The 25260-nt window shown below is 54.2% G+C and carries 23 protein-coding genes; 20 read left to right on the top strand and 3 right to left on the bottom strand.

Annotated elements, in window-relative coordinates; translation table 11 throughout:
- The first annotated feature begins 18 nt into the window (after nucleotides 1-18).
- Both LU633_RS16370 and LU633_RS16365 read left to right on the top strand, forming a co-directional pair.
- Nucleotides 19-2532 carry a fimbria/pilus outer membrane usher protein gene (locus tag LU633_RS16370; RefSeq protein WP_016189797.1) on the top strand — a complete coding sequence of 838 codons (2514 nt, stop codon included), beginning with the start codon at nucleotides 19-21 and terminating at the stop codon, nucleotides 2530-2532.
- A gap of 22 nt (nucleotides 2533-2554) precedes the next feature.
- A complete protein-coding gene (locus tag LU633_RS16365; protein WP_016189796.1) occupies nucleotides 2555-3604 on the top strand; it encodes a fimbrial protein in 1050 nt (349 codons plus the stop codon).
- Here the strand turns inward: LU633_RS16365 and bioA are convergent.
- On the bottom strand, nucleotides 3595-4896 hold the full coding sequence (gene bioA / locus LU633_RS16360; RefSeq protein WP_016189795.1) for an adenosylmethionine--8-amino-7-oxononanoate transaminase: 1302 nt from the start codon (nucleotides 4894-4896) through the stop codon (nucleotides 3595-3597). The two genes, LU633_RS16365 and bioA, sit on opposite strands and share 10 nt — an antisense overlap.
- A 90-nt stretch (nucleotides 4897-4986) precedes the next feature.
- On the opposite strand from bioA, the gene bioB reads away from it, so the two are divergent.
- From bioB to LU633_RS16335, 5 genes are all read left to right on the top strand, one after another.
- Nucleotides 4987-6018 (top strand): biotin synthase BioB, encoded by a 1032-nt coding sequence (bioB, locus tag LU633_RS16355; RefSeq protein WP_016189794.1) that lies wholly within the window; start codon nucleotides 4987-4989, stop codon nucleotides 6016-6018.
- Entirely contained in the window at nucleotides 6019-7173 is a 1155-nt protein-coding gene (bioF, locus tag LU633_RS16350) for an 8-amino-7-oxononanoate synthase (protein ID WP_016189793.1), read from the top strand.
- On the top strand, nucleotides 7157-7915 hold the full coding sequence (gene bioC / locus LU633_RS16345; protein WP_016189792.1) for a malonyl-ACP O-methyltransferase BioC: 759 nt from the start codon (nucleotides 7157-7159) through the stop codon (nucleotides 7913-7915). The genes bioF and bioC overlap by 17 nt, the downstream gene beginning before the upstream one ends.
- Nucleotides 7908-8582, top strand: coding sequence for a dethiobiotin synthase (gene bioD, locus LU633_RS16340; RefSeq protein WP_016189791.1), 675 nt, complete (start codon nucleotides 7908-7910; stop codon nucleotides 8580-8582). The genes bioC and bioD overlap by 8 nt, the downstream gene beginning before the upstream one ends.
- A gap of 296 nt (nucleotides 8583-8878) precedes the next feature.
- Complete coding sequence (locus LU633_RS16335) at nucleotides 8879-9268, top strand: hypothetical protein (RefSeq protein WP_152664179.1); 390 nt, start codon at nucleotides 8879-8881, stop codon at nucleotides 9266-9268.
- Nucleotides 9269-9674: 406 nt separating this feature from the next.
- Here the strand turns inward: LU633_RS16335 and LU633_RS16330 are convergent, their stop codons facing one another.
- Nucleotides 9675-10394, bottom strand: a complete 720-nt coding sequence (locus tag LU633_RS16330) for an ABC transporter ATP-binding protein (protein ID WP_016189790.1) — start codon at nucleotides 10392-10394, stop codon at nucleotides 9675-9677.
- 877 nt (nucleotides 10395-11271) lie between these two features.
- On the opposite strand from LU633_RS16330, the gene uvrB reads away from it, so the two are divergent.
- Nucleotides 11272-13296: an excinuclease ABC subunit UvrB gene (gene uvrB / locus LU633_RS16325; RefSeq protein ID WP_016189789.1), complete on the top strand. Its 2025-nt coding sequence runs from the start codon at nucleotides 11272-11274 to the stop codon at nucleotides 13294-13296.
- A 478-nt stretch (nucleotides 13297-13774) separates the two neighbouring features.
- Here uvrB and LU633_RS16320 read toward each other — a convergent pair whose 3' ends face one another.
- A complete protein-coding gene (locus tag LU633_RS16320; RefSeq protein WP_016189788.1) occupies nucleotides 13775-14683 on the bottom strand; it encodes a gluconeogenesis factor YvcK family protein in 909 nt (302 codons plus the stop codon).
- Between the two features lie 14 nt (nucleotides 14684-14697).
- Here LU633_RS16320 and LU633_RS16315 point away from each other — a divergent pair, with 14 nt between their 5' ends.
- The 12 genes from LU633_RS16315 to LU633_RS16260 all read left to right on the top strand — a co-directional run bounded on the left by LU633_RS16315 (nucleotide 14698) and on the right by LU633_RS16260 (nucleotide 25149).
- Entirely contained in the window at nucleotides 14698-14916 is a 219-nt protein-coding gene (locus LU633_RS16315) for a hypothetical protein (protein ID WP_016189787.1), read from the top strand.
- 56 nt (nucleotides 14917-14972) lie between these two features.
- Entirely contained in the window at nucleotides 14973-15962 is a 990-nt protein-coding gene (gene moaA, locus LU633_RS16310) for a GTP 3',8-cyclase MoaA (RefSeq protein WP_087949661.1), read from the top strand.
- 17 nt (nucleotides 15963-15979) lie between these two features.
- A complete protein-coding gene (moaB, locus tag LU633_RS16305) occupies nucleotides 15980-16495 on the top strand; it encodes a molybdenum cofactor biosynthesis protein B (RefSeq protein ID WP_016189785.1) in 516 nt (171 codons plus the stop codon).
- 3 nt (nucleotides 16496-16498) lie between these two features.
- Nucleotides 16499-16984: a cyclic pyranopterin monophosphate synthase MoaC gene (gene moaC, locus LU633_RS16300; protein WP_016189784.1), complete on the top strand. Its 486-nt coding sequence runs from the start codon at nucleotides 16499-16501 to the stop codon at nucleotides 16982-16984.
- Nucleotides 16977-17222, top strand: a complete 246-nt coding sequence (moaD, locus tag LU633_RS16295) for a molybdopterin synthase sulfur carrier subunit (RefSeq protein ID WP_016189783.1) — start codon at nucleotides 16977-16979, stop codon at nucleotides 17220-17222. Before moaC ends, moaD begins: the two co-directional genes overlap by 8 nt.
- Before the next feature lie 40 nt (nucleotides 17223-17262).
- Entirely contained in the window at nucleotides 17263-17676 is a 414-nt protein-coding gene (moaE, locus tag LU633_RS16290; RefSeq protein ID WP_046372257.1) for a molybdopterin synthase catalytic subunit MoaE, read from the top strand.
- Between the two features lie 276 nt (nucleotides 17677-17952).
- Nucleotides 17953-19065 carry a DUF1615 domain-containing protein gene (locus tag LU633_RS16285; protein ID WP_016189781.1) on the top strand — a complete coding sequence of 371 codons (1113 nt, stop codon included), beginning with the start codon at nucleotides 17953-17955 and terminating at the stop codon, nucleotides 19063-19065.
- Between the two features lie 172 nt (nucleotides 19066-19237).
- Nucleotides 19238-19948 (top strand): Bax inhibitor-1/YccA family protein, encoded by a 711-nt coding sequence (locus LU633_RS16280; protein ID WP_016189780.1) that lies wholly within the window; start codon nucleotides 19238-19240, stop codon nucleotides 19946-19948.
- 725 nt (nucleotides 19949-20673) lie between these two features.
- A complete protein-coding gene (locus LU633_RS16275) occupies nucleotides 20674-21057 on the top strand; it encodes a YbhQ family protein (RefSeq protein ID WP_016189779.1) in 384 nt (127 codons plus the stop codon).
- Between the two features lie 307 nt (nucleotides 21058-21364).
- Nucleotides 21365-22771 (top strand): ATP-dependent RNA helicase RhlE, encoded by a 1407-nt coding sequence (gene rhlE / locus LU633_RS16270; protein WP_016189778.1) that lies wholly within the window; start codon nucleotides 21365-21367, stop codon nucleotides 22769-22771.
- Between the two features lie 56 nt (nucleotides 22772-22827).
- On the top strand, nucleotides 22828-23769 hold the full coding sequence (gene dusC, locus LU633_RS16265; protein ID WP_016189777.1) for a tRNA dihydrouridine(16) synthase DusC: 942 nt from the start codon (nucleotides 22828-22830) through the stop codon (nucleotides 23767-23769).
- Nucleotides 23770-23967: 198 nt separating this feature from the next.
- Nucleotides 23968-25149, top strand: coding sequence for an MFS transporter (locus LU633_RS16260; protein WP_040465382.1), 1182 nt, complete (start codon nucleotides 23968-23970; stop codon nucleotides 25147-25149).
- Nucleotides 25150-25260: the final 111 nt, after the last annotated feature.

The following is a 25260-nucleotide window of genomic DNA, read 5'->3' as shown; positions in this document are numbered from 1 at the left end:
GATTTTTCAGGGGATACCATGGAAGCGCTGGGCCGATTACTCTCGCAGGCTATTTTAACCGTATTCATTTCTGGCGGAATAATGAGCCTGCTGATGTGCAAGGCGGAAGCCAGCGCACGTTTTAATACCAGCCTGATGGCTGGCAACTCTGCTCTGGCAGACTGGAATAACAGTGAAAAACGCCTTTCTCCGGGTATTTATGATCTGGACATCTATGTTAACGGCGAGTGGCGCGGCACTTTTCCGGTCTGGGTTGCCGACAGTCATACATTTGCCGTCCAGCACGCCGCTATTACTGCGCTGTCAGTAAAGCCTCTGCCGAAGGGTAGTGAAGAGCGCGACTGGACAGACCTTTCTGCACTGCTGTATGGCGGCAGCGTCAGTCTGAATACCGGCTTATTACGTCTCAATCTGACGATACCTCAGGCATATGTTATTGCTCAACCGCGTCGCTGGGTCGCGCCAGAGCGATGGAACCCGGGTATTAACGGTGCTTATACTAACTATCATCTCAGCTATTACCACGCAGAACGCAAAGACGGCTTTGGTAGTGCGGATAATATTTTTCTCACGTTGAAAAGCGGGCTGAACCTGGCCGCCTGGCAACTGAGCGACAACAGCAATTTCCTGCGCAACAGAAAGAATAAAGGGTCGTGGAGCAATAATTCACGCTATATCGAGCGAGCGTTGCCGTCGTACCGCTCGCTTATTCGTGTCGGTGACGGTTACACCAATTCACCCTTGTTCGATAATCTGCGATTTCGTGGAGTAACCCTGAAGCAGGAAGCGAGAATGTATCCTGACGCTTATCGGACCTATATGCCCGTGATTCGCGGCACCGCAGTGAGTAACGCGGTGGTTAAGGTTTATCAAAACAGTACGCTGCTCTATCAAATTAACGTGCCGCCCGGTCCATTTGAAATTACCGATTTAATGCCGTCAGGCGCGCGTAACGATCTGACCGTTGAAGTGGACAATTCGGACGGCTCCCTTGAGCGCTTCATTGTGCCTTATTCGACCGCCAGCGACATGCTGCGCATGGGGTCGGCAGAGTGGCTGGTAACCGCAGGCAATGTGCAGATCCACGGCGTTGATTATCACCCCGGTTTTCTGCAGGGAAATGCCGCCTGGGGTGTTAATAACTACCTGACCGGCTATGGTGGTGTCACGCTGGCCAGAGATTATCAGTCCCTGCAGCTGGGGAGTGCCATTAGTGTGCCGCTGCTGGGTTCATTTTCCGGCTCGGTGGATGTGGCGTCGGCAGAGCCGCAAGAGGGTGGAACGCGCCACGGCCAGCGCCTGAAATTATCCTGGAGTCGCTATTTTCCTGGGGATCTTAATCTCACGCTGGCGAGCTGGTATTACCACACGTCGGACTATTACTCTTTTTATGATGCGGTGCAAACCCGCGCTATCAGCCAGCATAAAACCGCCACGACGCACTGGAAGCGCAATCGGCAGACCTTCAGCGCCAATCTTGATCAGACGCTAGCGGAGGGCTGGGGACGGGTGGCTCTCAGCGGTTTCTGGCGACAATACTGGAACAGTGAACAATCATCCCGACAGTTCAGCCTGACGTGGAGCAACACCTTCCATCATGCCAACTGGAGCCTGGCGCTGCGACGGAATTTCTATCATCTTGACAGCATGGACAGCAGGGATGAATACGATGAGCAGCATTACGGTAATCACAGAAGCTACGATGAGCGGCGCATCGACCTCGCCGTCAATCTGCCTTTCGTCCTTTCAGGCAAGCGCACCGGGCTGACGCTACGCAGTTCAATGAAACAGGGCAAATACAATGGTATTCAGACGGGGATAAACGGCACGACCTCTCGCGTTGATTACAATCTCAACTACAGTGAGGACCGAAGTGAGGACACCGCCGCTGTTGGCTGGTGGAGCACGTGGCGAACGCCTTATGCGCGCGTTAACCATAATTTCAGTCAGGCTTCTCATTATCGTCAAATTGGCGGCGGGGTCAGCGGCAGCGCACTGATATGGCGCGAAGGTCTGCTGACGTCTGCCAGTACGGGAAATACCTTTGCTATTCTGGATGCGCCGGGGATTGTCGGTGCGACGGTGAACGGTAATGCAGACAATAAAACCAACCGGCAGGGACGGGCGCTGATACCGTCAGCCACGCCTTATAAAATGAACAGTTTTCGCCTTGAACAGGGGGATGCCGGAAATGACTGGGCGGAATTAAAGGGCAATATCGGTTTTGTGGCACCCTGGGCCGGCAGCATCAGCTACCTGCGTTATCAGACTGATACCCGTAAGGTCTTTGTGATGCCTGCCCGATTCGAAAATGGAGAACCGCTGCCGTTTGGCACAGATATCACCGACGTTGCAGGGGAACCGTTGGGCTATGTCGCCCAGGGAAGCAAGCTATATATCAAGGCGGACCAGCTGCCCGAATGGCTGGTCATTCGCCTCAGCGACGGGCAGATGCGTAAAAGTTGCCGTATTCACCACCCGACAGCGGAAGGAAAAAACAGCTGTGTGCTCTTTGAAGAGACTTATCGGTAACCGGTCTAAAGGGACGTTAATCATGAAAAATATATTGCGCTTATGTTGTAGCTTACTGCTGCTGTTCACTTACGGGGCGTGGGCCGGCTGCGCCCTGATCTCTGGTTCAACGGTGCAGGCGACGGATACGCTTAACCTTTCAGATTTACTGACCAGCCAGGACACGCATTCAGAAACGCGAGCGGCAACCTGGCAGGCACCGGTGAACTGCTATGTTTTTATCCTTAAATCGAATAATGTGCATTACATCAGTCCGTTAGCGCAAGGATACTGGATCCGCTTTACCGACTCGGCGGGCAGTGACCGCTGGATAAAATTGCAAACTAGCGACTATACCAGCATGGAAACGTACAAAAACGGTCGGGTGGTGTTGAATGGTGCTGACTACAGCTATGTTCTGACGGCAACCCTGCTGAACGGCGATCCGGGTGTAACGGACACCAATTACTACACTATTGCATCGGGCGGCATCGCCACCATCGTGCCAATGGTAATACACAATGCCAATCTGGTCGGTCTCACCGGACAGGTACCGACAATGGATGAGGTGGCACGGGTGGTGGCATCGGGCAACTGGAACAATGATTATCTGGGCTATCAATCGCTAACGGTGACGTTTAATCCTGCACAAACCACCTGCCAGATGCCCGATCAAACGGTAATGCTTCCTCGGGTATCGCTAAACTTACTCGGTCAGGGATTCGAAGATGGCAGCACGGCCTTTACGCTGCCAGTCAGCTGTGCGAACACCCTGGCGGGCGGAGCGACACGCCCGGTAAATGCCTGGCTTTCCAGTGCCGATCTGGTTAACGGCAATCAGTATATCATGCGCAACGGTGTGTCGGGTTCATCCGGCGTGGGGATAGCGCTGACCACTGACAGCGGCAGTCCGGTCATGCTGGCTGACCCAGGCAATGCCGCGCGGGCCACGTCGCTGCTGACCCTTGCCCGCGGCGACGTAATCACCGATACCGCCATTGAAATGCATGCCTCTTACAAAATTTTTGACGCTGCGTCTCTTAGCCCGGGCAGCGTTATAGCCACAGCTACGCTATGGTTTGATTATGACTGACTGCTTTGGCTGAACAGGGAAGGGTCATCCAGCGCCTCGGCAATCGCCTCAATCAGCTTTGTCAGTGCTTCAGGCGTGATCGTATAAGGTGGCATCATATAAATCAGCCTGCCAAAGGGACGTAGCCAGACGCCACGGGCAACGAAGAACGCCTGGATAAGGGCCATATTGACCGGATGATGGGTTTCAATCACGCCGACAGCACCCATCACCCGGGCATCGGCAACAGCGGCTTTCTCTTTTAGCGGCAGCAGTGCGGCGCGAAGCAGGCTTTCTATGGCGGCAACCTGCTGCTGCCAGTGGTTTTCCTGCAATATGGCCAGGCTTTCGCTGGCGACGGCACAGGCCAGCGGGTTGGCCATAAAGGTCGGGCCGTGCATAAAGCAGCCCGCTTCGCCGTTGCTGATAGTCTCTGCCACGTCGCGCGTGGTCAGTGTGGCAGACAGCGTCATGGTGCCCCCGGTCAGCGCTTTACCCACACAGAGAATATCAGGAGTGATCCCTGCATGCTCGCAGGCAAACAGCCTGCCGGTACGGCCAAACCCGGTGGCAATTTCATCGGCAATCAGCAGCAGGCCCTGACGATTGCACAGTTCCCGTACCCGCTGCAGATACTGAGGATGATAAAAGCGCATGCCACCTGCACCCTGTACCACCGGCTCCAGAATAACTGCTGCCAGTTCCCCCGCGTGGGCGGTAATCAGTCGGGCAAAATCATCCACGTCCTTTTCCTGCCAGCTGTCGCCAAAACGACATTGTGGAGCGGTGGCGAACAGATGAGCAGGCAGATAACCCTGATACAGGCTGTGCATTGAGTTGTGCGGATCGCACACCGACATGGCGGCAAAGGTATCGCCGTGGTAACCATTGCACAGCGTGAGAAAACGCTGGCGACGTTCCCCCCGTGCTTGCCAGTATTGCAGCGCCATTTTCATGGACACTTCAACCGCCACGGAACCTGAATCCGCCAGAAAAACACACTCCAGACCCTGCGGCGTCATTGCCACCAGCTGGCGGCACAGCGCCACCGCTGCCGGATGGGTAATGCCACCGAACATCACGTGTGACATCTGATCAATCTGTGACCGCATCGCCTGATTGAGGCGTGGATGGTTATAACCATGAATCGCCGCCCACCATGAGGACATGCCGTCAACCAGTTCGCGTCCGTCGTGCAAAAAAAGCGAGGTTCCTCGCGCGGCCACCACCGGATAAACCGGTAGCGGATGTGACATGGAGGTGTAGGGATGCCAGATGTGTTCGCGGTCAAACGCCAGATCGGATGGGGTCATAAAATGTCTTGTAAACCAAATTCAAAAAAATTAGTTTACAGCCATAATCAGGCAATAACCACAAACGACCAATTCTTTTTGGAGCAAGCAATGGCAAATCGCTGGACAATCGCGCAGGCTCAGGCCCTGTTTGATAAGCCTTTTCTCGACCTGTTGTTCGAAGCACAGCAGGTGCATCGCCAGCATTTTGATCCCCGTCAGGTTCAGGTCAGCACGCTGCTGTCGATCAAAACCGGCGCCTGCCCGGAAGACTGCAAATACTGCCCGCAAAGTGCGCATTACAAAACCGGACTGGAAGCCGAGCGGCTGATGGAAGTCGAAGAGGTACTGACTTCTGCACGTAAGGCGAAGGCCGCCGGTTCTGACCGTTTCTGTATGGGGGCGGCATGGAAAAACCCGCACGAGCGCGATATGCCCTACCTGGAGCAGATGGTGAAAGGCGTGAAGGCGATTGGGCTGGAAACCTGCATGACGCTGGGTACCCTGAGCGGGGACCAGGCCGCACGTCTCGCCAGCGCCGGGCTGGATTTTTACAATCACAACCTCGATACCTCACCGGAATTTTACGGCAGCATTATTACCACGCGCAGCTATCAGGAACGCCTGGATACGCTGGGTAAAGTACGGGATGCCGGGATTAAAGTGTGTTCCGGCGGTATTGTTGGCCTGGGCGAAACGGTGAATGACCGTGCCGGGCTGCTGGTGCAGCTGGCCAATCTGCCCACGCAGCCGGAAAGCGTGCCGATTAATATGCTGGTCAAGGTTAAAGGCACGCCCCTGGCGGACAATGATGATGTTGATCCGTTCGACTTTATCCGCACCATCGCTGTGGCCCGCATTATGATGCCGGGGTCGCATGTGCGCCTTTCCGCAGGGCGTGAGTCGATGAGTGAACAGACTCAGGCCATGTGTTTTATGGCCGGGGCGAACTCCATTTTCTACGGCTGTAAACTACTGACCACGCCAAACCCGGAAGAAGATAAAGATTTGCAACTGTTCCGTAAGCTGGGCCTGAACCCGAAACAGACTGTCACCGAGGCGGGTGATAACGAGCAGCAGCAGGCGCTGGCGGGTCAGCTGATGCAGGCCGATGCCGATTTGTTCTATAACGCGGCGCTGTAAATGAGCTGGTCGCACCGTATCAGCCTCGCGCTGGAAAACCGCCGACAAAAAGGTCAGTTCCGCCAGCGCTGTGCTATGCAGGCAGAGGATGCCCGTACGCTTTACGTTAACGGGCGGCGCTATCTTAATTTTTCCGCAAATGATTACCTTGGTCTGAGCCACGATGCCAGAATTATCGCTGCCTGGCAGAATGGTGCGGCGCGCTACGGCGTTGGCGCAGGGGGATCCGCCCACGTCACCGGCTATGGTCAGCCTCAGCAGCAGTTTGAACAGCAGCTGGCCGACTGGCTGGACTTTCCGAAGGCGCTGCTGTTTATTTCTGGTTTTGCTGCTAATCAGGCGGTGATTGCGGCGCTCGCTGCGAAAGAAGACCGGATCTTGGCGGATAAGCTGGCCCATGCCTCGCTGCTTGAGGCTGCGGCCCTCAGTCCGGCCCTGCTACGGCGCTTTGCCCATAATCAGCCGGCGTCGCTGGCAAAACTGCTGTGCATTTCGCCGCCGGCGGGAGAGACGCTGGTGGTCACCGAGGGTGTCTTCAGTATGGACGGCGACCGTGCGCCGCTGGCTGAACTGCACCGGCTTACTTGCCAGTACGGAGGCTGGTTAATGGTGGACGATGCACACGGTATTGGTACCTGCGGCGAGCAGGGCAGAGGCAGCTGCTGGCAGCAGCAGGTTCAGCCGGAACTGCTGGTGGTGACATTTGGCAAGGCTTTTGGCATTAGCGGAGCGGCAGTGTTATGCAGCGAGGAGACGGCGGATTATCTGTTGCAATTTGCCCGCCACCTGATTTACAGCACCGCTATGCCGCCCGCGCAGGTTTGCGCTTTGCAAACCGCGCTTTCCTGCATTCAGCAGGGAGATGAACTGCGGCAGCGGCTGCGTCAAAACATCCGGCTGTTCCGCGAAGGTGCCGGACAGCTGGGGATGACTGTCGCGCCATCCACCACAGCGATTCAGCCACTTATCATTGGCGATGAGCAGCGTGCGATGACGCTGGCGGAAAGCCTGCGGCAACGGGGATTCTGGCTAACCGCCATCCGGCCACCGACGGTGTCGCCGGGTACCGCCAGGCTGCGCATCACCCTTAATGCCTGCCATCAGCCAGAGGATATTCACCATTTGCTGGAGGTGCTGCATGACGCACATCGTTAATAAACAGGCTGTCGCCAGGGCATTTGGCCGGGCGGCCTCTGGCTATGATCGCTACGCGGGGTTGCAACGTAGCAGCGGTGAGCAGCTGGCCCGCTATGCCCGTCAACGGCAGGGGCAGAATGTGCTGGATGCGGGCTGCGGAACCGGCTGGTTCAGCCAGCGCTGGCGTTACGCCGGAAACGAGGTCACTGCGCTGGATTTGTCAGCCGAGATGTTACTTCAGGCTCAATCACAGCAGGCCGCCGATCGTTATCTAACGGGTGATATTGAAGCCTTGCCGTTTGCGCAACCGTGTTTTGATCTCTGCTGGAGCAACCTTGCCGTGCAATGGTGCAGCGATTTGAGTCTGGCTCTGCATGAACTTTACAGGGTGACGCGACCAGGGGGCCAGGTGCTGTTTTCCACGCTTGCCGCCGGATCCCTTAATGAACTTAATATTGCCTGGCGAGGGCTGGACTCAGTCGTACCGGTTAATTGCTTTCTCAGCGTTGATGACATGTGCCAGTCAGGAAAATTGCTGCCGGTGCAGTGGCATTATCAAACCCTGACGCAGGGCTTTCCTGACGTACTCAGCGCGCTGCGCTCGCTGAAGGGGATTGGGGCCACCCATCTGCATCAGGGACGCAACGGGATGTTGCTCAGTCGCCGTCGACTGCAGCAACTGGCACAACACTGGCCGCAGGACCGACGCGGTTTTCTGCTCAGTTACCATCTGGCGTATGGAGTAATTCATTGTGACTAAACGCTGGTTTATTACCGGAACAGATACGGAAGTGGGTAAAACCGTTGCCAGTCAGGCGTTATTACAGGCGGCGCGGGCGGCGGGTTTTTGTGCCGTTGGCTATAAGCCGGTCGCATCCGGCTGTGAGATGACGCCGGAAGGGCTTCGCAATGGTGACGCACTGGCGCTGCAACGCAACAGCGCGCTGTCGCTGCCCTATGACGACATCAATCCGCTGGCTTTTTCAGAGCCAACCTCACCCCATATTGTCAGTGAAGTTGAGCAGCGGCCGATCCTTTTTTCTCAGCTTTCAGCCGGACTGACAAAACTGACTCGCCAGGCCGACTGGGTATTGACGGAAGGTGCCGGTGGCTGGTTTACTCCGCTTTCTGCCCGTGCCAGCTTTGCCGACTGGGTGGTGCAGGAGCAACTGCCAGTGGTGCTGGTGGTAGGGATTCGATTGGGCTGTATTAATCATGCGATGCTTACCGCACGCGCCATTGAGGCATCCGGGCTGCGTCTTGCAGGATGGATTGCCAATGGTGTGCAGCCTGCGGGCAGGCGACATGCTGAATATCTGGCCTGGTTACGGCAGCATCTGATGGCACCGATGCTGGGGGAAATCCCCCATCTGATCGACCCCGCTGATCTTGACAGGTTAGGGCAGTATCTCAGCCTGCCTGAATAGTCCTGCCAAAACATCTTCGTTTCGCGTAGTCTTAAGGACGGAAATCCAGCCTGAAAATGGGTTTCTGTCTTGAATTAATCAAGGTTTTTAATACATATATACTGTTTTGTTAGCTTGCTTTTGAATTTTCTTCGCCATGAAGTTGTGGGTTGAACGGATAAGGTAACAGGTCCGCTGAACGATGAATGAATAATCACGATTTTTGAAAAAATGCGCTGCGCAACCATCACCATAATTAATTATAATCAACGGTTTTAATCACTACTGCTTTTCACGTAAATGAAAGGATGAGAAAAATGCCGTTAAAGCCAATTGTGATCCCCCCTGTACCGCGACACCACAATTTTACTTATCAACTATCCGGGTCTAATCAGGATTATAACCATAATAAAGTCATCCCGGAAAAGCTGTCGTCAGTAAAAAATGGTAACGATGAATATAATTACTCTCCTTTGCACCAGCCATCCGCCAGAGGGATGCTTTCTGGCACAGGATTTTCGCTTTGTGGGTTTATTACAGGTTGTTCGAGGACGCCGAATAGTACGTTCGATTTATTAGAGGATGAAAGGGTCTGCGTTGATGGCAAGATGGTATCAGCAATGGAAAAAGATCATGGTCAACTGTATGGTATTAACGCATTTCAGGAGCCGCTTTCCCTGGGGGAAATGGAAAGCGAAAGCGTGTGAAATAAAATAATAACGTATCGGAATAACATTGTTTTTCAGCAGCCTGTCAGAGTAAGTCATTATTGCTGTGGCGGTACGGGTTTTCATTAATCTTTATGCCAGGCGGCGCTGGTTTTTTACTGCGATAGCAATAATAACTCCGTGGTGGCTTCAGGCGTTATATCGCATTACGTTAACAGGTTGCTTTTATAATATGGATACACGCTTTCTCTGAAATGTTTTCCATTCACTGCGTTGTCCCCGATGGAAACAGTGCTGTTTGTTAGACGCCTGAGTAACCCGCAAGGCCATTCTGTTACTGATTTTCTGCTGTTCATGCGGCACTGCTTTTCAGGCAGGGATACATAAAGGGGGGCATCGCTGATGCTCGCCTTTGGCATGCTGCCCGTTAAATGTTCTCAAATCATTATGAGGCGGTGAGCCATGTGTCGATAATCCGCTGATTCAAATCGGTCACTTTGCCATGGGCGACATTGCGTCCCCTGTGCAGCAGCAAAAAATAATCGGCCACGCGGCGAATAAAAGAAATCCGCTGTTCCAGAAGCAGGATTGTCAGGCCGAAATCATGATTCAGCCTGTGGATAAGATTGCCCATTTCCTCCTCCAGCCATGGAGACATCCCATCGGTTGGCTCATCCAGAATCAGCAATTTAGGCTTTAACACCAGCGCTCTGGCCAGCACCAGCTGTTGCTGCTGATCCAGCGGCAATTCGCCGCTCCGGTGATGCCGCAAAGAATAAAGCGCGGGAAAAAGATCGTAGATCATCTGAGGAATCGCACGATGCCGATGGTGTCCAGCCCCGGCAAGCAGGGCGATTTGCAGGTTTTCTTCCACGCTGAGTTGGGAGAAAATCTGACACCCCTGAGGGACATAGCCAATGCCGAGCGCGGCCCGCCGTTCGACGGGCTGCAACAGTAAGTTCTGAGGAGGCAGATTGGCTTCCTGCCATGTCATCGAGCCGCTGTTAATGGGCAGGTGGCCCATGATGCAATTCACCAGCGTTGTTTTACCCATCCCCGGCTGACCAACCACGCCAGTGCAGGTGCCAGCTGGTAAATCCAGATCTACATCCCACAGAATATGGTTTTGCCCGTAAAACTGATTGATTGAACGCAAACTCAGCATCTGACACTCTCCTTCATAAACACCCGGTATGATCTCACCTGAACGCATCGGCTTTCCGCGACATTTCATACGTTCTTCATTGCCTGACGTACTATGGCGTCGTATGCTGAGGCGACCAGTAAGATAGTGCAATTAATATGCCATTTACTATTAGCGCCAACGCCCTGTTGGCGCTAATAGTAAATGGCGAAAATAGTCAGAGTTGTTAAACAATTGCCCCAGGTCATTTTCATTTGCACTCTTATGGTGCCTGGTACTGATTACTTTTGACAAAGATACTGTCCCGTTGGGCGCTCAGGCAGCGTGAAAAAATGGCAAAAAAAGATGGTTCTTATACGCTGAATGTGCTTCTCATCTGCAAATTTGGTCATAACCGGGACAAAAAAAATTCAAAAAAAATATTTACGACCAGACAGGTCGGGACTTAACAGATTACCCACAGCAGATGGCTCAGGCGCTGTAATCAGTTATCCACTATTCCTGTGGATAAGCTTGTGTATGAACAGATGAAAACCTGCGGGAAACGAGAGTGGGCGCGGCCTGAGCTTATATTGCTTTTAAAGCTGCCAAAATATAATTTTCTTTATTATTCAAATAATTAATTAAAAGCAAGCTGCGCCGAATCGACCAGGGTTTTCACCGGATTATTTTGCCATGGCATATTGACAAATGTTAAAAACCTGGGATGGCTGGGGATAATTTTCTGGATTTCTGACCGAATACGTTTTGCTCTGCTGTCCCACGACGCTTCACAATCATTGCAGGTGCATTATGTAATAATACTGTTTATGTATCCAGTATTATTTGCTGGCAAAATTGACCATGCAGAGTAAAATCAGATCCCGGTCGGTATCATTCTTCAGCGAGTCCTCATGCAATGAGCAAAGTCTTTAAACTTAAGTCCGATTTCAATCCTTCTGGCGATCAGCCGGAGGCTATCCGTCTTCTGGAAGAGGGGCTTGAAAATGGTCTGGCGCACCAGACGCTGCTTGGTGTGACCGGATCGGGTAAAACCTTTACCGTGGCCAACGTCATCGCCGACCTCAATCGCCCGACTATGGTGCTTGCACCCAATAAAACCTTAGCAGCCCAACTTTACGGTGAGATGAAGGAATTTTTTCCAGATAACGCGGTGGAATATTTCGTTTCCTACTATGACTACTATCAGCCGGAAGCCTACGTTCCGAGTTCTGACACCTTCATCGAAAAAGATGCATCGGTTAATGAACATATTGAACAGATGCGGCTGTCAGCGACCAAAGCGCTGCTTGAGCGGCGGGACGTCATTGTTGTAGCGTCAGTCTCCGCTATTTATGGCCTCGGCGACCCGGACCTCTACCTGAAGATGATGCTGCATCTGACGCGGGGAATGGTCATCGACCAGCGGGCCATTTTACGTCGGCTGGCCGAACTACAGTATACCCGCAACGATCAGGCTTTCCAGCGAGGCACCTTTCGCGTGCGCGGCGAAGTCATTGATATCTTCCCAGCAGAGTCTGACGATTACGCGTTGCGCGTCGAGCTGTTTGATGAAGAAGTCGAGCGCCTGTCTATCTTTGACCCGCTGACCGGGCAGATCGGCTCGGTAATCCCACGCTATACCATTTATCCGAAGACGCATTACGTCACCCCGCGTGAACGTATTCTTCAGGCGATGGAAGAGATCAAACTTGAACTGGTGGATCGCCGCAAAACGCTGCTGGACAATAACAAGCTGCTGGAAGAACAGCGGATCTCGCAGCGCACACAGTTCGATCTGGAAATGATGAACGAGCTGGGCTACTGCTCAGGCATTGAAAACTATTCCCGCTATCTGTCGGGGCGCGGGCCGGGTGAGCCGCCACCGACGCTGTTTGATTATTTGCCCGCCGACGGCCTGCTGGTCATTGACGAATCCCATGTCACCATTCCACAAATTGGCGGGATGTATCGCGGTGACCGGGCCAGGAAGGAAACCCTGGTTGAGTACGGTTTTCGCCTGCCGTCCGCGCTGGATAACCGTCCGATGAAGTTTGAAGAATTTGAAGCGCTGGCTCCGCAAACTATTTACGTTTCCGCGACGCCGGGTAATTACGAGCTGGAAAAGTCAGGCGGAGACGTGATCGATCAGGTGGTGCGCCCAACCGGGCTGCTTGACCCACTGGTTGAAGTGAGACCCGTTGCTACCCAGGTGGACGATCTGCTCTCCGAAATCCGTAAAAGGGTGGTGATTAACGAGCGGGTGCTGGTGACCGTTCTGACCAAGCGAATGGCGGAAGATCTCACCGAATATCTGGAAGAGCACGGCGAACGGGTGCGCTATCTGCATTCGGACATTGACACCGTAGAGCGTGTGGAGATCATCCGCGACCTGAGGCTGGGCAAGTTCAATGTGCTGGTAGGGATCAACCTGCTAAGAGAAGGGCTGGATATGCCGGAAGTGTCGCTGGTTGCTATTCTCGATGCCGACAAAGAAGGCTTCCTGCGTTCTGAACGTTCGCTGATACAGACTATTGGCCGCGCGGCGCGTAACGTTAATGGCAAGGCGATCTTGTATGGTGACAGGATCACGCCGTCCATGGCAAAAGCGATAGGCGAAACGGAACGGCGGCGTGAAAAGCAGACGCTTTATAATCAGGAGAAGGGCATCGTTCCACAGGGGCTGAACAAGAAAATCGCGGATATTCTTGAGCTGGGTCAGGGAATTGGCAAGAGTAAAAACAAAACCCGTGGTAAAGCCTCGCGCAGCATAGTGGAAGAGGATGCGGCGGTGATGGATATGTCGCCGAAAGGCCTGCAAAAACAGATTCAGCAGCTTGAAGCAAAAATGCAGGAGCATGCGAGGAATCTGGAGTTTGAAGAGGCGGCCCAGGTGCGTGATCGGCTGCATCAGCTGCGCGAGCTGTTTATCGCGGCTTCCTGAACGCTGCGATAGTGTCACGCCTGCGTTAACAGCACGAACCTTTAGCCAGAATACTTTATGCATACTGTTATCCAGTCCCGGAATCTATCCCGTAAAAGCCTGCCGCTGTGCAGGTTTTTTTATTTCGGCATGGTAATGGTACTGCATTTCGTTTACGGGGAAATGTGTAACGGAAGTACCCGTATCCGCGATGGTTCAATACGATTTGTGGCGAGAGTCAGGCAGCCCCGAAAACCGCGCTGCCCGCGACGTGCTGCGCGATGTGTTTTTTGCACTGATTGAGCATCAGAGCAGAATGTGATGGGGGACCCGGTGCGTGAGGCTTTCTGCGAACCTGTTTATCACGTCATGATGATATTGGCTGAGAGCCGAAGCGAAGCAGGATAATTGCGCATCGTCCGGTATGCCAGCCCCTTAGCGAACAGATAAAGTCGCTCGCCTGATGCCATCACGAAAAGCCCTGACCGTGCATTATTCCTCAGCCCAATAACTGAATCGCATGTTCCAGCGCAACGTGCAGGAGTTGACGGTCGTGGCGATACTGAATATCCGCAGCCTGAAGCGGTTCCTGAACAATCAGCCGATCAGTCACATTAAGCGTATCCATAAATGGGCTGACCACCACCGCGTCAATCACTTTCTTGCCGATGTATTTTTCCATCATAATCAGTTTGTCAGCCAGCGTAAGCTGTGCCGCTGCGGGGCTCAATTCTTTTCCCAGGTTACCGATAAAGATCATGGTGGCCGGGGTCCGGCGCAGCGCCTGAGTCATTTCGGGTATAAGCAGTATCGGTATCAGGCTGGTATAAAAGCTCCCTGGCCCAATCAGGATCAAATCTGCTTCGCCGATGGCCTCAATCGCTTCACGCGTGGCATTGACCATCGGCGACAGCATCATTTCCAGTGGCGGCAACTGCAGCTGATCGATGGCGGTTTCTCCATAAATCTGATTGCCCAGTGTATCGACTGCCATCAGATCAACAGGCTGTTCGGACATGGGTATCAGAAAAGCGTCTACCTTTAACAGATTACGGATCAGATTAATGGCTTCCAGCGGCCGCACGCTGAGATGATCCAGCGCTTTTAGCATCAAATTACCCAGGTTATGTCCGGCGAGTTCGCCATTGCCGGAAAAGCGGTATTCGAACATGGCGGAAGCCACGCCGGGTTCAGTAATCAACTGGTTCAGACAGTTGCGCATATCGCCCCAGGCAATGCCGCCTTCGGAGCGACGAATACGTCCGGTAGAACCGCCATTATCGGTGGTGGTCACAATACCGGTAAGGCGCGAGCCTAATGAAGAAAGGGCGGACATGATGCGGCCCAGGCCGTGACCACCACCCAGAGCGACGACGCGATCAAGATCGGCTAACGAACGGTTGCGCATAAGTTTATATCCAAATGTTAGGGCATGACGGGAAATGGTCTGGCTGCATTTGTGTATTCTACGCTGACTTGCCGCAGGGTGTGGATGAAAAAAAGATAAATATCAAAATGTGTGGTGCTGGTGTGAACTGGTCAGGCCTGCTCAATAGCGGTATTATCTCGCTACCCGAGCTGACCGACATGTGGCAGAGCAAACGTAGCCGCCATATCCGGCGTAATGCCCGGATGAGGTGACCGCAACATGAAGATGCACAACGCTATAGCGCATCGTCCGTTTCTGGAAAGGTGTCCTGGTGCAACAATTTACTGATAACTTCGCGCGCAGGTTTTATTACCTTCGTTTATCCATTACCGACGTGTGCAATTTTCGTTGCAATTACTGCCTGCCCGAGGGCTACAAACCCCATGGCAAAGTCGGTGAGGGTTTTCTCTCTGTGGATGAGATCGCACGCGTGACCCGGGCCTTTGCCACGGCGGGCACGGAAAAAGTCCGCCTTACCGGTGGTGAGCCGACCATGCGCCGTGACTTTACCGACATCATCGCCGCGGTACGTGAACATGCTGGTATTCATCAGCTGGCGGTCACCACCAACGGATACCGACTGGCGCGTGACGTGGCGGCGTGGCGTAAGGCGGGACTGACCTCGCTCAACGTCAGCATTGACAGTCTGGATGCCAGGCAGTTTCACGCCATCACCGGGCAGAACAAATTTCATCAGGTAATGAACGGCATTGACGCGGCTTTTGCCGCCGGATTCAGTAAAGTGAAAGTGAACATGGTGTTGATGAGACATATCAACCGCCACAGCCTGCATACCTTTCTGGAATGGATCCGCCATCGCCCCATCCAGCTGCGCTTTATTGAACTGATGGAAACGGGTGACGGTGGGGAACTGTTTCGCCAGCAGCACATTGCCGGAGCGGTTATCCGTGACGAGCTGTTGTCCGAGGGCTGGGTTTGCCAGCCTCGCGGCCGCAGCGATGGCCCGGCTCAGGTGTTTCGCCATGCGGACTACCAAGGTGAGGTGGGGCTAATCATGCCTTATGAAAAAGATTTTTGTGCCAGCTGTAACCGCCTTCGCGTCTCGGCAACGGGAAAACTGCATCTCTGTCTGTTCGGTGAGGGAGGCATACCCTTGCGTGATTTACTGGTCGGTGACCACCAGCTTAACGCGCTGCAGACGCGCATCACTGCGGCACTGCTGGGTAAAAAGCAGACGCATTTTTTGCATCAGGGCAATACCGGCATCACTCAGAATTTCTCCAGTATCGGTGGTTAATCTTAAGGACGTCAATGATGGCAAAATCCACGGCTGAATTTATGCCGCTTCATATCGCGCTGCTGACCGTATCGGACAGCAGCGATCTCCCAGAGGATACCTCTGGCGACTGGTTGCAGAGGGCGCTCCTCGAGGAAGGACATGCGCTTGCTGATCGGGCGCGGGTGGCGGATAACCGCTATCAAATTCGCGCACGAGTATCAGGCTGGATTGCCAGTGATCGGATACAGGTTGTTATTGTGAACGGCGGAACTGGCTTTTACCCCAAAAACAGCACACCGGAAGCGCTGCTACCGCTGTTTGACCGGGAAATAGATGGATTTGGCGAACTTTTTCGGATGATCTCCTATGAGGAAATCGCCACGGCCACCCTGCAGTCGCGGGCGGTAGCGGGAATCGCTAATCAGACGCTGATTTGTGCGATTCCCGGTTCTACGGGTGCTTGCCAGAGCGCCTGGGAAAGCATTATTCGTGAACAGCTGGATGCCCGCACGCGCCCCTGTAACTTCGTTTCTCACCTGAAGAAGCCCTGAACCATGTCGCAACTTACCCACCTCAACGCCGCCGGAGAAGCTCATATGGTGGACGTTTCAGCAAAAAATGACACCGCACGGGAGGCCAGAGCGGAAGCTTTTGTGCTGATGAATCCTGAAACCCTCAGCATGATTGTTGAAGGTCGCCATCACAAAGGCGATGTGTTCGCCACGGCGCGCATCGCGGGTATCCAGGCGGCAAAGCGCACCTGGGAACTGATCCCACTGTGTCACCCTCTACTGTTAAGCAAAGTCGAGGTGTCGTTACAGGCCGATACGGCAAACAGTCGGGTACGAATTGAATCCCTCTGTCGTCTGACCGGTAAAACCGGCGTGGAAATGGAGGCGTTAACGGCGGCGTCGGTGGCAGCACTGACCATCTACGATATGTGCAAAGCGGCACAAAAAGATATCAGCATCGAATCCTGCCGCCTGTTGAGTAAGCTTGGTGGAAAATCAGGTGATTATCAGGCGAAGTGCCATGATTAACGTCCTGTTTTTTGCACAGGTGCGCGAGCTGACCAACACCGCCAGCCTTACCGTAGCGGCGGAGTACGCGACGGTGGAAGCGCTGCGTTGCGCACTGGCAGCAAAAGGTGAACGCTGGGCGCTGGCACTGGAGCCGGGCAGGGTGCTGACGGCGGTGAATCAAACGCTGGTTTCAGCAAAGCATCCGCTTTCACCCGGGGACGAAGTTGCCTTCTTTCCCCCGGTTACAGGAGGTTAAGTTGGAAACACGAATCGTTGTCGGCCCCGCGCCTTTTGCAATGGATGAAGCCTGTGGTTGGCTTTCAGCTGATGATAAAGACGGGGCGGTAGTGACCTTTACCGGCAAAGTGCGTAACCACAACCTTGACGATCCTGTTGCTGTGCTGACGCTGGAACACTACCCGGGGATGACGGAAAAAGTGCTGGCAGATATCGTCGGTGAGGCCCGTCATCGCTGGTCGCCTGGGCGCATTATCGTGATCCACCGCACCGGGGAGATGTTGCCAGGCGAGGCCATTGTGCTGGTTGGCGTTAGCAGCGCGCACCGGGCCGTTGCCTTCGCCGTGGCCGAATTTCTGATGGATCAACTGAAAACGCGGGCGCCTTTCTGGAAACGTGAAGTCACGACAGAAGGTGAACGCTGGCTGGCTTCCCGCGAGAGCGACCAGCAGGCCGCCGCACGCTGGAAATAGCGGCCTGGCCCTGTGCCGCTGATGACTGTTGTCCTGGCGACGGAAGGCGTTCGGCATACCGGGCTGGCCCGACAGGAAGGGTGCGGGTATCTTCGTTAACCACTACACGCGATGAAAAAGCCAGAAGGCAAACCTTCCCGGTATTGATTTTTACCCTGTGCCTGAGGCATGAGAAACCGTCATTGTCTGTGGGCTGTTTCAACAGGTCAGCATTGGGTGGCCGTGTTATGCAGGTAATAAAACAGTCTGCTGCTGCAGACGGTGATAAGGAAAATAATGAATTACGCCATCGTAAAACCCCTGGCGCTACTGGCGCTGCTGGTACTGGCAGGATGCAGTAGCAAAACCGCCGATAAAAAACCGCAAAAACGTCCGGCTGAGGTCAAAGCACAGATCAATCAGCTGCTGCCGCCGCAGGTGAACGACCGCCAGGGCTGGAGCAATGATATTCTGGCGGCATTTAACGGACAGGGTATCGATCCTTCCGTCAGTAATCTGTGCGCGGTGATTGCCGTCGCTGACCAGGAGTCGGGTTTTAACGCCGATGCCAGCGTACCCGGTCTGCCAAAAATCGCCTGGGGTGAAATTGACAGACGCGCGGCGAAGCTGCATATCCCGGCCATGCTGGTGCGCGCAGCGCTGATGATTAATTCCCCCGATGGCAAAAGCTATGCTGAACGGCTTGACCATGTGAAAAATGAAAAAGAGCTGAGTGCGATTTTCGACGATTTTATCAATATAGTCCCGCTGGGTCAGAGGTTATTTGGCAGGCTTAACCCGGTCCATACCGGAGGACCGATGCAGGTCAGCGTAGCGTTTGCCGAAGCGCATGCCAGCGGCTATCCCTGGCCTGTGGACGGTACGCTGCAGCGGGAAGTATTCAGCCGCCGTGGAGGCGTCTGGTTTGGCACGCTGCATCTTCTCGGCTATCCGGCAGATTACAGCCGCCCTCTCTATCGCTTTGCTGACTTCAACGCGGGATGGTATGCCAGCCGTAATGCGGCCTTTCAGGCGGCGGTTGTCCGTCTCAGCGGTATTAAACTGGCGCTTGATGGTGATTTGATACAGTACGACACCGATGCGGCAGGTTCCACTGAACTGGCAGTGCGCACCCTGGCTAAACGTCTGGATATGAGCAACAGGGAGATTCGTCGTGCGCTGGAAAAGAGCCAGACGCTGGCATTTGAGAAAACCGCTTTATGGCAGCAGGTGTTCGCGCTGGCAGATAAGGATGCAGGAAAAACCTTGCCGCGGGAGATGCTGCCGGGAATCAGGCTTGAAAGCCCGAAAATCACCCGCAACCTCACCACTGCCTGGTTTGCGCAGCGCGTCGACGGGCGTTATCAACGCTGCCTCGCGCGGGAAGGACGGGAGCGTAGCCCAGGCTGAAAGGTGGCCCGCTGGGTAACGTCTGCCTGTGCGTGGAGATGCAGGGGGCTGGCTGTTCCGTGAGCTAGGGGCCGGCGAAAAAAAAGTGAAGGAGCTGGCCTGAGTCGGGCAGACTGTGCCAGACTCAGTGTTTACCGTTTCTTCATTCGTTAACATTTAAAAGGGGAGCATCATGGACAGATATCAACGTGCTGGTGGTTCTATGGTTTCGTCAGCCAGTACCGGGCTACAAACCTATATGGCGCAGGTGTACGGCTGGATGACCTGCGGGCTTTTACTGACGGCGTTTGTTTCATGGTTTGCGGCCAACACGCCTGCGGTGATGGAGCTGGTTTTCGCTAATCGCATTACGTTTTACGGCCTGATTATTGTTCAGTTGGGGCTGGTATTTTTGCTCTCCGGCATGGTGCATAAGCTGAGTGGCGCGTTAGCGACCGGCCTGTTTATGCTGTACTCGGCGTTAACGGGATTAACCCTCGCCAGCATCTTCCTTGTTTATACTGACTCCTCCATAGCCAGTACCTTTGTGGTTACCGGCGGCATGTTTGGGGTGATGAGTTTTTGGGGCTACACCACCAAACGCGACCTCAGCCGCATGGGCAGTGTTTTATTTATGGTGCTGATCGGTATTGTGCTGGCCTCGCTGGTCAATATCTGGCTGAAAAGCACCCCGTTGATGTGGGCTGTCACCTATATTGGTGTGCTGGTGTTTGCGGGGTTGACCGCCTGGGACACCCAAAAGCTGAAGAATATTGGGGAAGGGATCAATGTTAATGATAAAGAAAATCTGCGTCGTTACTCCATCATGGGGGCGCTAACTCTCTATCTGGACTTCATTAACCTGTTCCTGATGCTGCTGCGTATTTTCGGAAATCGTCGCTGACGGTGTTTGCAGGGCGGCGGTCGCTGCCCTGCAAGGTTGATTCGTTTTTTATGACTTCCTGTTGCACATTTTTTCCTCTCATTTTTTTCGCCTGACTTTCTAAGCACATATAGCGCGCCAGCAATATAGCAGAGTATGCGCCATACCATCGGCTGTCACTGCCGGTTGCCGTCACGTCAGAGCGTTTTCACAGGCGAGTATCCACTGCCAGCGGCACGATCAAACCGATGCTACCAGCGCGTCAGAGGAAGGGGGGCGGATGGCTGCTGGCAGCAGGGGTGGCGGGCAAGGAAGGCACGGACCGGGCGCCCTGATCTACGACTGAATATCTCTTTATTCTGCTCTTTTATGCAGGGCTGCGTTGCCAGTTGTTGAGCGCCCCTGCCGCCCGCAGGCAAACCCTTGACCCGTTCCCCCGACCGCGACAGCGGTTGCGCCCGGTACGCCTGCATCAGCTGGCTTAGGCAGGATAAACGGCGAGTGGAGAGACTAAAGCCTGGACGTCAGGACTATTAATGAAAATCCTTGCGACTTTTGTGGCATACTGTGCGGGTTCCTTCTTCGAAAAGTGAAGAATAAAGTGTAGTCTTTGTCACAAAACAGTGGCGACGAGCCGCGAACTTTGCGGCATTATCCGAAAATTGCGTTAATCTGAGGAAATTCGTTTTCACCAATTGCGTTAACAAAGCTGGGCAAACCCCGGTTGGGTTTGCCAGGAGAAACTAATGAAATGGTCTAATCGTGTTCAGATTGTCACAGGACAAACTTGGATACACATAATGCTACACCTGATGCTGATTGCTGCACTGGTCTTGGGATGGAAACACCTGGCGCTATTGTATGTCAGTATAGTCCTGCTGACGCTTTACGCAGGTGTGTTTGCTGCTATGTTACTCACCCAGCGTCTGACGGGCTTTCGTCGGACGGGTGACTTCCTCGAGGACGTGACTACCACGTACTATTTCGGGGCGGCCATGCTGGTGCTTTACCTGCTTTCCCGGGTGATTCACAACAACCTGCTGCTGGGTATCGCAGGGGTGCTGATGCTGACCGGGCCCGCTGTGGTTTCGCTGCTGGCTAAAGAGACGGTTCGCTCTCGCCAGCGCTGATGCACCACGGACCACCTTTATGGCGGTCCGTCTTTCTGATTTCTTCTTTCAATAACCCGGGTGTAGTCAAAGCGCGAATTCATAACCCTGCCTGTGCTTTCAGACATGCGGACTTAGCTTATTTTCTCATCTCAGCGCATTGCAAAAGAAATGCTCTCTTTACTGTTTAAATTTCTGATACAATCCGCCACTCACGCACAGTAGTTTGTGCCCCCTTTCAAGCGTCAGGCAGTGCCTGGCGTCACATATCCCCCTGGAAACTACACTGCCTCAGGCGGTCAGGGCGGATCCGGAGTCAGTCAATTTTATGTCATTTGATTCTCTCGGCCTGAATGCCGATATTTTGCGTGCTGTTACGGAACAGGGCTACAACCAGCCGACCCCCATTCAGCTCCAGGCTATCCCCGTCGTGTTGGCGGGGCGTGACCTTATGGCCAGCGCCCAGACCGGCACGGGTAAAACCGCCGGATTTACCCTGCCGCTGTTACAGCGATTAAGCAGCACGGAAAGCAATCAGAAAGGCCGTCGCCCGGTTCGGGCGCTCATCCTTACCCCCACTCGTGAGCTGGCGGCTCAGGTTGGCGAAAACGTCCAGGACTACAGCAAATACCTTAACCTTCGTTCGCTGGTGGTATTTGGTGGCGTCAGCATTAATCCGCAAATGATGAAGCTGCGGGGCGGTGTGGATGTACTGATTGCCACCCCCGGACGTCTGCTGGATCTGGAACACCAGAACGCGCTGGATCTTTCTAAAGTCGAAATTCTGGTGCTGGATGAAGCTGACCGGATGCTGGATATGGGTTTTATCCACGATATCCGTCGTGTGCTGGCAAAGCTGCCTGCAAAACGTCAGAACCTGCTGTTCTCCGCCACCTTTTCCGATGAGATTAAGACACTGGCGGAAAAACTGCTGCATAACCCTGAGCAGGTGGAAGTCGCCCGCCGCAACACTGCTTCCGAGCAGGTGACGCAACATGTGCATTTTGTTGATAAGAAACGCAAGCGGGAACTGTTGTCCCTAATGATCGGAAGGGATAACTGGCAGCAGGTGCTGGTATTTACTCGCACCAAGCACGGTGCCAACCATCTGGCCGAACAGCTGAATAAAGACGGTATCACCGCCGCTGCAATCCACGGCAATAAGAGCCAGGGGGCGCGGACCCGTGCGCTGAGTGATTTTAAAGATAGTAAAATTCGCGTGCTGGTGGCCACCGACATTGCGGCTCGCGGTATTGATATTTCTGAACTGCCGCACGTGGTGAACTATGAACTGCCCAACGTGCCGGAAGATTACGTACACCGCATTGGCCGGACCGGACGTGCGGCTGCAACTGGCGAAGCGCTGTCGCTGGTTTGTGTCGATGAGCATAAGCTGCTGCGTGATATTGAGCGCCTGCTGAAACGTGAGATCCCCCGTATCGCACTGGAAGGCTTTGAGCCGGACCCGTCAATTAAAGCGGAGCCGATTCAGAATGGGCGTCAGCAGGACGGTGGTCGCGGTGCGCCGCAGCGCCGTTCCGGCGGCAACCGTTGCAATGATGGCGAACGCAGGGCCTCGTCAGGTGGCGCGAACCGTGGGAACGGTGATGGTGCAGAGCGTCGGCCGTCCAGCGGCCCGCGTTGTCCCGGTTCTGCGGCTGGTGCAAAACCAGCAGGCAGCAGTAACGGTGCGCCACGTAACAGAACCCGCCAGCGCCGTTCCAATCCGGCATAATGTTCTCTTTGGGGATCGTCAGCACCCCACTTTTAATGCGATCAACGGGTTGCAACATGCGCGTTTTACTGGCCCCGATGGAGGGCGTACTGGACTCGCTGGTGCGCGAGCTGCTCACTGACGTTAACGATTACGACCTTTGCATTACGGAATTTCTGCGGGTGGTCGACCAACTGTTGCCGGTCAAATCCTTTTACCGACTCTGTCCTGAACTTCATCACGCCAGCCGTACCCCGTCCGGCACGCTGGTGCGCATTCAGCTGTTGGGTCAGCACCCGGCATTTCTGGCGGAAAATGCTGCACGAGCGGTGGCGCTGGGTTCCTGGGGAGTGGATCTCAACTGTGGTTGTCCGTCAAAGACTGTCAACGGTAGCGGCGGTGGGGCCACGTTGCTGAAAGATCCCGAACTGATTTTCCGGGCAGCCAGCGCCATGCGTGTCGCTGTGCCACCACACCTGCCGGTCACGGTGAAAGTTCGCTTGGGATGGGAATCCGGCGATTGGCAGTTTGAAATCGCTGATGCGGTGGCGCAAGCTGGTGCTACTGAGCTGGTGGTTCACGGACGTACCAAAGAGGATGGCTACAAAGCCGAGCGGATAAACTGGGCAGCCATTGGTGAGATTCGTCGGCGTCTTAACATTCCGGTTATCGCTAACGGTGAGATCTGGGATCGGCAGAGTGCCGAAGCCTGTATGCAAATGACCGGCTGTGATGCGGTGATGATCGGCAGGGGCGCACTGTGTATCCCTAACCTGAGCCATATGATCAAAAATAACGCGCCGCCAATGCCGTGGGCAGAGGTGCTTAAGCTGTTGCACCGCTATATTAATCTGGAAAAACAGGGGGATACCGGGTTTTATCACGTCGCGAGGATTAAGCAGTGGCTGGGCTATTTACGCAAAAATTATAGCGAAGCCGACTGTCTGTTTGGCCATATCCGCGCGATGAAAACCTCTTCTGACATTGCGGCATTTATTGAACAATCGGTACAGGGATAATCTCAGTTACCTGTCCATGTTAGCGGTCTCCCGTAATCTATTACGGGATTCTCAGAGGACAGCGTGCAATCCTGCCTTGGTGCACATTCTGCTACCTTTCAGCCCCCTGCTGAGGTATTTTTTAGCGATGTTTACGCGATCTCAGAAGCGACCAGGCGTATGATGTCGGCCACTTCTCATTTATTATCTGGTTCAGACATGTCTTCTGACTTTCCCTTGTCCGGGGCACAGCTTAATAAGCGCATTATCTCTGTGGTGGTGCTCACCTTTTTTTGTTACCTGTCGATTGGCCTGCCGCTGGCGGTCCTGCCAGGTTATGCCCATCATCAGCTGGGCTACAGCTCGTTTATCGCCGGACTGATTATCAGCCTGCAATATTTTGCCACCCTGATCAGTCGGCCCCTGGCCGGGCGCTATGCCGATCTGCTTGGCCCGAAGAAAGTGGTGCTGGTTGGCTTGTTATTGTGTGGGGCCAGTGGGTTATTCACCGTACTGGCTGTGCTGCCTGTCAACAGCCCGTTAACCAGTCTGATCCTGCTGGCGGCGGGCAGAGTGGTGCTCGGTGTTGGAGAAAGTTTTACTGCGACCGGCTCCACGCTTTGGGGTATTCATATTGCCGGTGTGGTGCAAAGCGCACGGGTGATTTCCTGGAACGGGGTGGCGACCTATCTTGCGATGGCGCTGGGCGCACCGCTGGGGGTGCTGCTTAACAGCGCCTTTGGCATATCCGGATTTGCCGTTCTTATCGTGCTGATAGCGGTATACGGCTTTTGGCTGGCGACCCGTCGCCCGGCGGTAGTCGTGACAGTGGGACAGCGTATTCCTTTTCACAAAGTGTTTTCGCGTATCTGGCTCTTCGGGCTGTGCCTGGGGCTGGGAAGCGTTGGCTTTGGCACTATCGTCACCTTTATCACTCTCTATTTTTCCAGTCATAACTGGCAGGGTGCCGCTTTTTCGCTGATGCTGTTCAGCCTGGGGTTTGTGGCGATACGGCTGGTGTTCAGCAATGCTATTGGGCGTTTTGGTGGCATCCGCGTGTCGCTGTTTTGCTTTGCTGTTGAAAGCGTCGGACTGCTGGTGATCTGGCTCGGTGCCTCGCCGCTGCTGGTGGATATCGGCGCGTTTTTCACCGGGGCGGGGTTTTCTCTGGTGTTTCCGGCGCTGGGAGTCGAGGTGATCCGCCAGGTCGCGCCGCAGAATCAGGGGGCGGCGTTGGGGCTCTATTCCGCCTTTCTTGATTTCGGCCTGGGGATTACCGGTCCTCTGGTCGGTTTGCTGATGGGCTGGCAGGGTGTGGATGTCATCTACCTTGCCGCCGCGATGGTGGTATTTGTGGCATTTATGATTATTCTGCGACGCCAGTTCGGTGGCAGCAACTAACGCCTTTTTCGCGGAGGGCGCTTATTCTGCTGCGCACTGTTAAGGCCAGTGGCTGCCTGAAAAGAAATCAGCATGGCCGGCGCATGGCCTGTGGGGTAACATCTGGCTCTC

The sequence above is a fragment of the Erwinia tracheiphila genome, from assembly GCF_021365465.1.
Lineage (GTDB): Bacteria > Pseudomonadota > Gammaproteobacteria > Enterobacterales > Enterobacteriaceae > Erwinia > Erwinia tracheiphila.
Note: the sequence above shows the minus strand (reverse complement) of the source record. Positions and strands in the feature narration are given on the sequence as shown.

Excerpts from the sequence above, each read along its gene's own strand:
- moaD (WP_016189783.1), top strand. The coding sequence starts at position 16,977 with ATGATTAACGTCCTGTTTTTTGCACAGGTGCGCGAGCTGACCAACACC.
- LU633_RS16285 (WP_016189781.1), top strand. The coding sequence starts at position 17,953 with ATGAATTACGCCATCGTAAAACCCCTGGCGCTACTGGCGCTGCTGGTA.
- LU633_RS16315 (WP_016189787.1), top strand. The coding sequence starts at position 14,698 with ATGTTAGGGCATGACGGGAAATGGTCTGGCTGCATTTGTGTATTCTAC.
- moaE (WP_046372257.1), top strand. The coding sequence starts at position 17,263 with ATGGATGAAGCCTGTGGTTGGCTTTCAGCTGATGATAAAGACGGGGCG.
- LU633_RS16365 (WP_016189796.1), top strand. The coding sequence starts at position 2,555 with ATGAAAAATATATTGCGCTTATGTTGTAGCTTACTGCTGCTGTTCACT.
- rhlE (WP_016189778.1), top strand. The coding sequence starts at position 21,365 with ATGTCATTTGATTCTCTCGGCCTGAATGCCGATATTTTGCGTGCTGTT.
- LU633_RS16335 (WP_152664179.1), top strand. The coding sequence starts at position 8,879 with ATGCCGTTAAAGCCAATTGTGATCCCCCCTGTACCGCGACACCACAAT.
- dusC (WP_016189777.1), top strand. The coding sequence starts at position 22,828 with ATGCGCGTTTTACTGGCCCCGATGGAGGGCGTACTGGACTCGCTGGTG.
- bioC (WP_016189792.1), top strand. The coding sequence starts at position 7,157 with ATGACGCACATCGTTAATAAACAGGCTGTCGCCAGGGCATTTGGCCGG.
- moaB (WP_016189785.1), top strand. The coding sequence starts at position 15,980 with ATGGCAAAATCCACGGCTGAATTTATGCCGCTTCATATCGCGCTGCTG.
- bioF (WP_016189793.1), top strand. The coding sequence starts at position 6,019 with ATGAGCTGGTCGCACCGTATCAGCCTCGCGCTGGAAAACCGCCGACAA.
- LU633_RS16275 (WP_016189779.1), top strand. The coding sequence starts at position 20,674 with ATGAAATGGTCTAATCGTGTTCAGATTGTCACAGGACAAACTTGGATA.
- LU633_RS16280 (WP_016189780.1), top strand. The coding sequence starts at position 19,238 with ATGGACAGATATCAACGTGCTGGTGGTTCTATGGTTTCGTCAGCCAGT.
- moaC (WP_016189784.1), top strand. The coding sequence starts at position 16,499 with ATGTCGCAACTTACCCACCTCAACGCCGCCGGAGAAGCTCATATGGTG.
- uvrB (WP_016189789.1), top strand. The coding sequence starts at position 11,272 with ATGAGCAAAGTCTTTAAACTTAAGTCCGATTTCAATCCTTCTGGCGAT.
- bioA (WP_016189795.1), bottom strand. The coding sequence starts at position 4,896 with ATGACCCCATCCGATCTGGCGTTTGACCGCGAACACATCTGGCATCCC.
- LU633_RS16330 (WP_016189790.1), bottom strand. The coding sequence starts at position 10,394 with ATGCTGAGTTTGCGTTCAATCAATCAGTTTTACGGGCAAAACCATATT.
- bioB (WP_016189794.1), top strand. The coding sequence starts at position 4,987 with ATGGCAAATCGCTGGACAATCGCGCAGGCTCAGGCCCTGTTTGATAAG.
- LU633_RS16320 (WP_016189788.1), bottom strand. The coding sequence starts at position 14,683 with ATGCGCAACCGTTCGTTAGCCGATCTTGATCGCGTCGTCGCTCTGGGT.
- LU633_RS16260 (WP_040465382.1), top strand. The coding sequence starts at position 23,968 with ATGTCTTCTGACTTTCCCTTGTCCGGGGCACAGCTTAATAAGCGCATT.
- LU633_RS16370 (WP_016189797.1), top strand. The coding sequence starts at position 19 with ATGGAAGCGCTGGGCCGATTACTCTCGCAGGCTATTTTAACCGTATTC.